The organism is Caballeronia sp. ATUFL_F1_KS39 (genome assembly GCF_023630985.1).
Lineage (GTDB): Bacteria > Pseudomonadota > Gammaproteobacteria > Burkholderiales > Burkholderiaceae > Caballeronia > Caballeronia zhejiangensis.
In genome coordinates this window covers 1-6,131 of record NZ_JALQDZ010000024.1, presented here as the reverse complement: position 1 = coordinate 6,131, position 6,131 = coordinate 1, and the positions used below count along the sequence as shown (strand labels likewise).

The window sequence follows — 6,131 nt, the reverse complement described above, 5'->3', positions numbered from 1 at the left end:
GGGCGGCGGAGGCTGCGGCTTCGTGGCTTTCGGCTGCGGACGTCGCGCTGGGGAGGTCGAGGGATTGCGTGTACATGTCGGCACTCGCTCAAAAAGAAGTCGCTGTCCGGCGATTATAAACCGACCGGACGGTCGGTAAATGCATTTTTGAGACGTATTCGGGTAACTCCGCATGCGAGAAGCGGACCCCGTCGCGCAAAGCGCGCGACCTTTAATCTAGTGCAGGCAGGAGGAGAAACGAAAAGAGCGGCAGGCGAAACATCGCCTGCCGCTCTTTATAAGGCGGGATCGGAAACTGTTTTAACGCGGCTGCTGCGCGGCGAAATCCTCAGCGTCGACGTCGTAGCCCGACGGTTCCCAGCGCACGGCGAACAGCGCGACGAGCCCCGCGAGCGGCGCGACGGCGATGATCCAGAACACCTTGGTGCCGAGCGCCGCCGACAAGACCGGGAACAGGAACAGCGAAACCGTCGAGCTGGCGCGCATCAGCGTCTGATTGAAGCCGACGCCGACACCACGCAGCGAAGTCGGATAGCTCAGCGACGCAAACGTCATGCTGTGCGAGCCAGGCCCGACGCCCTGTCCGAGCAGGAACGCCGCGAGAAACGCGATCGCGACGACGACTTCGACGCCCGTCGACGGCTTCCCGACGATAGCGAGCCCGACGAGCGCCGCAAGCTGAAACGCGTAACCGACGACCGACAGCTTCCACGCGCCGAATTTCGGCACCGTGCGCACGGAAAACAGCCCGCCCGCGAACGCGAAACACAGATTGAGCGCGAGCGACGCGAGAATCGTAGTGAGCATCGATTGCGCGAGGAAACTCGAAATGATGACCGGCAAGCCGAACGCCACGGCGTTATAGGCGAACGACGACGCGATGGCGATGACCGTCGCCAGCACGGTCCGGCGCAGGTAGACGCCGCGCAGCAGCGCGCCGTAGTTGCTCCACGTCGCGCGACGCGCCTTCGGCGCAACGGTGGCGGTTTCGTCGACGCGGGCATCGATGCCGTACGAGCGCTTGAGGATCGCGGCCGCGCCTTTCAAATCGCCCTGATTCGCGGCCCAGACCGGCGATTCGCTCATGTATCGGCTGCGAATCGCGATGATCGCAATCGCCGGAACCGCGCCAAAGCCGAGGATCAGACGCCAGAGCCAGCCCGCGTTGTGTTCGGGCAAGACCGCGTACAAACCGAGCACCAGCAGATACGAGACGCTGATCGCCGCGTACCAGACCGGGCACCACATCGCGACGCGTGCCGCCTTGTTGCCGCGGCCCTGCAAGCGGGAAAATTCCGCGAGAAAGGCCATCGCGACGGGCAAATCGATGCCGACGCCCAGTCCCATCACGAAACGCGCACCGCCGAGCACCCAGGCGTTCGGCGCGAGCGCGCAGGCGATCGCCGCGACGACGAAGAAGAACATGTCCGCCATGAAGACGCGATAGCGGCCGATCTTGTCGGTGAGATATCCGCCGAGGAACGCGCCGATGATCGCCCCGAACGTGATCGCGGCGGCGGCGAAGCCGGAGCCGGTCGGCGTCAGCGAGAATTCGCGGGCGATGTCCTTCATGCCGAACGCGAGCGCGCCCAGATCGTAGGCATCGAGAAAAATGCCGCCGAGCGCGATGGCGACGACCACGCGCGCGTCGCTGCCGATGGCGGCGCCGTGGTTGACGAGACTGGAAACATCGGCGGCGCTTTTGATGACCGGCCGTGAATCCTGGGTGGCGGACTGGGCGGCAGCGCGTTCGGGCGCGAGGGAAACGGACATGATCAGGCTATTTCAGTAAAAAGTTGTCGATGCAACGAATCGCCGGATCGTACTGGCCCGCGCGCAGGCGGCCAAATTCTTTTTTGTTATTTAATGACTTACGCGGCGCCGTCGATGCGTTCCCGCCGCGCAGACCGGCGATGCGACAATGTCGCTCCGTTTTGTTCTTTCTATTCAGGCATGTCGTCAGTTGAAAACATCGAATCGGTGAACGTCGCGGTCGTCGGCGGCGGACCGGCCGGGCTCATGGCCGCGGAGGCGCTCGCGGCGGGCGGCGCGCGCGTCGATGTGTTCGACGCGATGCCGTCCGTCGGACGCAAATTCCTGATGGCCGGCAAAGGGGGCATGAATCTCACGCATTCGGAGCCCGCCGACGCGTTCCTCGCGCGATACGGCGCGCGCAGCGGGGAGATCGCGCCGCTGCTCGCGCGCTTCGATGCAAGCGCGTTGCGGGATTGGGTTCACGGCCTGGGCGTCGAGACTTTCGTCGGCAGCTCGGGGCGCGTGTTTCCCACCGACATGAAAGCCGCGCCGATGCTGCGCGCATGGCTGCATCGGCTGCGCGCGTCGGGCGTCACGTTTCATATGCGGCATCGCTGGCTCGGCTGGGCCGACGAACGCGCGTCGATATCGCGGTTCGCGACGCCATCGGGCGAGAAACACGTTCGGCACGATGCGCTCGTGCTGGCGCTCGGCGGCGCAAGCTGGCCGCAACTCGGCTCCGATGGCGCCGCGCTGCCGGTTCTCGCCGCGCGCGGCGTGGCCACGCGTCCTTTCGTGCCGTCGAATTGCGGCTTCGATGTGGGCTGGAGCGAGCATTTCAGCAGCCGGTTCGCGGGCGAGCCGCTCAAGTCGGTGGCGATCGGCGTGCCGCGCGCGGACGGCGCGCCCGACTGGCGCGTCGGCGAGTGCCTCATCACCGATCAGGGTATCGAGGGCAGTCTGATCTACGCGTTATCGGCGCCGATTCGCGACCGGATCGACGAAAGTCACGGCGCCGGCGCGACGATTCTGCTCGATCTGACGCCGCAGCTCTCCGCCGAACGCGTGCGCGAGGAAGTGCTGCATCCGCGTGGCGCGCGCTCGATGTCGAGTCATCTGCAAAGCCGGCTGCATCTCACGGGCGTGAAAGCGGGTTTGTTGCGCGAATGCGTGAGCAAGGACGAATTTGCCGATCCCATCACGCTCGCCGCGCGCATCAAGGCGTTGCCGCTGCGTGTGCTGCGCCCGCGGCCGATTGCGGAAGTCATCAGCAGCGCGGGCGGCGTCGAGTTCGAAGCCCTCGATGCGCGTTCGATGCTCGCCGCGCTTCCCGGCGTGTTCTGCGCGGGCGAAATGCTCGACTGGGAAGCGCCGACCGGCGGCTATCTGTTGACGGCGTGTTTCGCGAGCGGGCTCGTCGCGGGCGAGGGCGCGCTCGCGTGGCTTGCCGAGCGCGCCTGATCCAATTTAGGCGACGACCAGCCGCCACAGCGACGTGACTTCCGCCGAGCGCGCGGCGTGCAGCGAATCGGACTTGTCGATCGCCTTCGAATGACGCGGCTTGATGTCGATACGTCCATCGACCTTCAGTCCGGCCTTGTCGATCCATTCCTGCAACTGCGCGCGCGTGCGCAGGCCGAGATGCTCCGCGAAGTCCGACAGGATAAGCCAGCCTTCGCCGCCCGGTGTCAGGTGCGCGGCGAGGCCGTCGAGAAAGCCGCGCAGCATGCGGCTCTCCGGGTCGTAGATCGCGTGCTCGATCGTGGCGCTCGGACGCGCCGGAAGCCACGGCGGATTGCAGACGACGAGCGGCGCGCGGCCCTCGGGAAACATGTCGGCTTCCACGACCTTCACCTGACGAGCGAGGCCGAGTCCATCGACGTTTTCCCGCGCACAGGCGAGCGCGCGGGCGTCGACGTCGGTTGCGACGATCCGCTCGACGCCGCGCCGCGCGAGCACGGCCGCGAGCACGCCGGTTCCCGTGCCGATATCGAACGCGAGTTCCTTTGACGGCAGCGGCTGATTCGCGACCAGATCGACGTACTCGCCGCGAACGGGCGAGAACACGCCGTAATAGGGATGGATCCGCCCGCCGGCCGCGTCGATGTCGACGCCTTTCTTGCGCCACTCGTGCGCGCCGATCAGACCAAGCACCTCGCGCAAGGACACCACCGATGCTTCATCCGACGGCGGCCCGTATGCTTCCTCGCATGCCTGGCGCACGTCCGGCGCGCGTCGCAACGGGATGGCGTAGTGCTCGTCGAGCGGCAGCACGAGCATTGCGAGGGTGCGGGCGCGCTGCGATTGCGCGAGTCGATGGAGATTGAACGCATCGATCGGCGATGTTTCCGTCGCGGGCTTCTTCGCCTTGCGCGGTTTGTTATCGATACGGCGGGCCATCGCCTGCAGCAACTGGCGAGCGTTCTGGAAATCGCCGCGCCAGAGAATCGCGGTGCCTTCGCAGGCGAGCCGGTACGCGTGATCGGCCGTCATCTGATCGTGTCCGATGACGACGCGCTTCGCGGGCGGATTGCCGCTCTCCGATCGCCAGCGGGCTGAGCGGCTTTCGCCGTCTTCATCCCAGACGAGTTGCTGCGGTGCTGAATTTTTCGATTGCATATCTATATTGATGCCCGCTGCGTAAGTCATCGCGCCGGCGAAAAAAGAACTGGCAGCATTGTGAGGCCATTTCACGGGCGTCGCTGCTGCTTGTGCGCGTCGCCGGCGATGTGCGGCGCGAGCTTGATGACACTTCAGGCACAATCGAGCCTTTTCCGAACGCCATCGCCGAATGAAACTCCGAGTTCTCGCCGCGATTTGCGCGGCCGCGTGCGCCGTCCAACTCAATTTTGCGCCAATGGCGTTCGCCGCCGACGCTGCGGAAACGCCCGCCAACGAGCGATGGGTCAGCGCGTGGGGCACTGCGCTGCAGTCGATTCCGCAACTGGCGAACCTGCCGCCGCTCTATCGCGCGCCGGACGTCGCGGGGCGCACCGTCCGTCAGCTGATTTATCCGCAACTCGACGGCAAGCGGATGCGTCTGCGGATCAGCAATCTTTACGGGACCGAACCGCTCGTCGTCGAGTCCATGAGCGTCGCACGGGCGGTCGGCGGTAGCAGTGCAGCGATCCAGGCCGGCAGCGCACGGTCCGTGTCTTTCGGCGGACACAAGAGCGTGACGGTCGCGCCGGGCGCGCAAGCAACAAGCGACGCGGTCGATTTCGACGTCGCCGCGTTTCAGCCGGTCGCCGTCAGCATGTTCATGGGGAAGGATCAAAAGCTCGTCGCGTGGCACCGCGTGTCGAGCCAGGTGAACTACATTTCGACGCCGGGCGACCGCACCGGAGATGGATCGGCAGCCGCGTACCGCACGCGCTTCACGCAATATGCGTGGCTCAGCAACGTCGCGGTGGAAAGCGCGTCGGCGCACGCGATCGTGGCGATCGGCGATTCGATCACCGACGGCATGCGTTCCTCGCTCAATGCGAACCGGCGCTGGCCGGATGCGCTCGCGAAAGAAGTCGCCCGGAAAAGTGGCGGGCAAACCGCGGTCTTGAATGCGGGCATCAGCGGGAATCGTCTGCTCAGCAACTCGCCCTGTTACGGTGAGGCCGTCGTGAGCCGCTTCGAGCGCGACGCGCTGCGTCAACCGGGCGTGCGGGCGGTGATCGTGCTGATCGGCATCAACGATATCAACTTCATGGCGATGCCCGCGCACGCCGGGCTCGATTGCGACGCGCCGCACACGGAAGTCAACGCCGATGCGCTGGTGCGCGGATATCAGCGACTGATTGCGCAGGCGCATCAGCGCGGCGTGAAGATCTACGGTGCGACGCTCACGCCCGCTTCGCTGCCGCCGGAAAGAGAGTCGATCCGAACGGCGGTCAACGAATCGATTCGCGCGAGCCGGGCGTTCGACGGTGTCATCGACTTCGATCGGGCGCTGCGCGATCCGGCGCGCCCGAGCGTGCTCCAGCGCCGGTATGACAGTGGCGATCATATCCATCCGAGCGACGCGGGATACGCGGCGATGGCCGCGGCAGTGCCGATGGAGTTTGTCATCGGAGCGGCGAAGGCGGCACACTGAAGCAGACGCGAAAAAAATTGCGTTCGTCACCTTGTCATTCGTGTGTGCTTGACCTACTATTCAGCCCCTCGTCGCAAGACGAGAGCCGCCGAGCGAAACGGGCGGTCTCAGAAGTCACCGGATTTGGAAGCGAAAGCGAAAAATAGTGTTGACAAAGAGAAAAAGATTCTTCATAATCTCGTTTCTCTGCTGCTGATGCAGCGACGCAAGATGGAAGTTGAAGTAAGGCTTGTCTTGCGATGTGCTCTTTAAAAACTAACAGCCGATAAGTGTGGGCGCTTGATGGCGA

5 protein-coding genes are annotated in these 6,131 nt (G+C 65.0%); 2 read left to right on the top strand and 3 right to left on the bottom strand.

What is annotated here, in order from left to right; genetic code table 11:
• Nucleotides 1–300: 300 nt before the first annotated feature.
• A complete protein-coding gene (locus NCR93_RS12820; protein ID WP_250478893.1) occupies nucleotides 301–1,773 on the bottom strand; it encodes an MFS transporter in 1,473 nt (490 codons plus the stop codon).
• 180 nt (nucleotides 1,774–1,953) lie between these two features.
• On the opposite strand from NCR93_RS12820, the gene NCR93_RS12815 reads away from it, so the two are divergent.
• Complete coding sequence (locus NCR93_RS12815) at nucleotides 1,954–3,216, top strand: TIGR03862 family flavoprotein (RefSeq protein WP_250435280.1); 1,263 nt, start codon at nucleotides 1,954–1,956, stop codon at nucleotides 3,214–3,216.
• Nucleotides 3,217–3,222: 6 nt separating this feature from the next.
• Here NCR93_RS12815 and NCR93_RS12810 read toward each other — a convergent pair whose 3' ends face one another.
• Entirely contained in the window at nucleotides 3,223–4,374 is a 1,152-nt protein-coding gene (locus tag NCR93_RS12810; protein ID WP_250478892.1) for a methyltransferase, read from the bottom strand.
• Nucleotides 4,375–4,546: 172 nt separating this feature from the next.
• Between NCR93_RS12810 and NCR93_RS12805 the strand changes: the two genes are divergently transcribed.
• Entirely contained in the window at nucleotides 4,547–5,842 is a 1,296-nt protein-coding gene (locus NCR93_RS12805; RefSeq protein WP_250478891.1) for an SGNH/GDSL hydrolase family protein, read from the top strand.
• A gap of 34 nt (nucleotides 5,843–5,876) precedes the next feature.
• Here the strand turns inward: NCR93_RS12805 and NCR93_RS12800 are convergent.
• A partial coding sequence (locus NCR93_RS12800; protein ID WP_250532238.1) for a hypothetical protein occupies nucleotides 5,877–6,131 on the bottom strand: 255 nt, incomplete at its 5' end.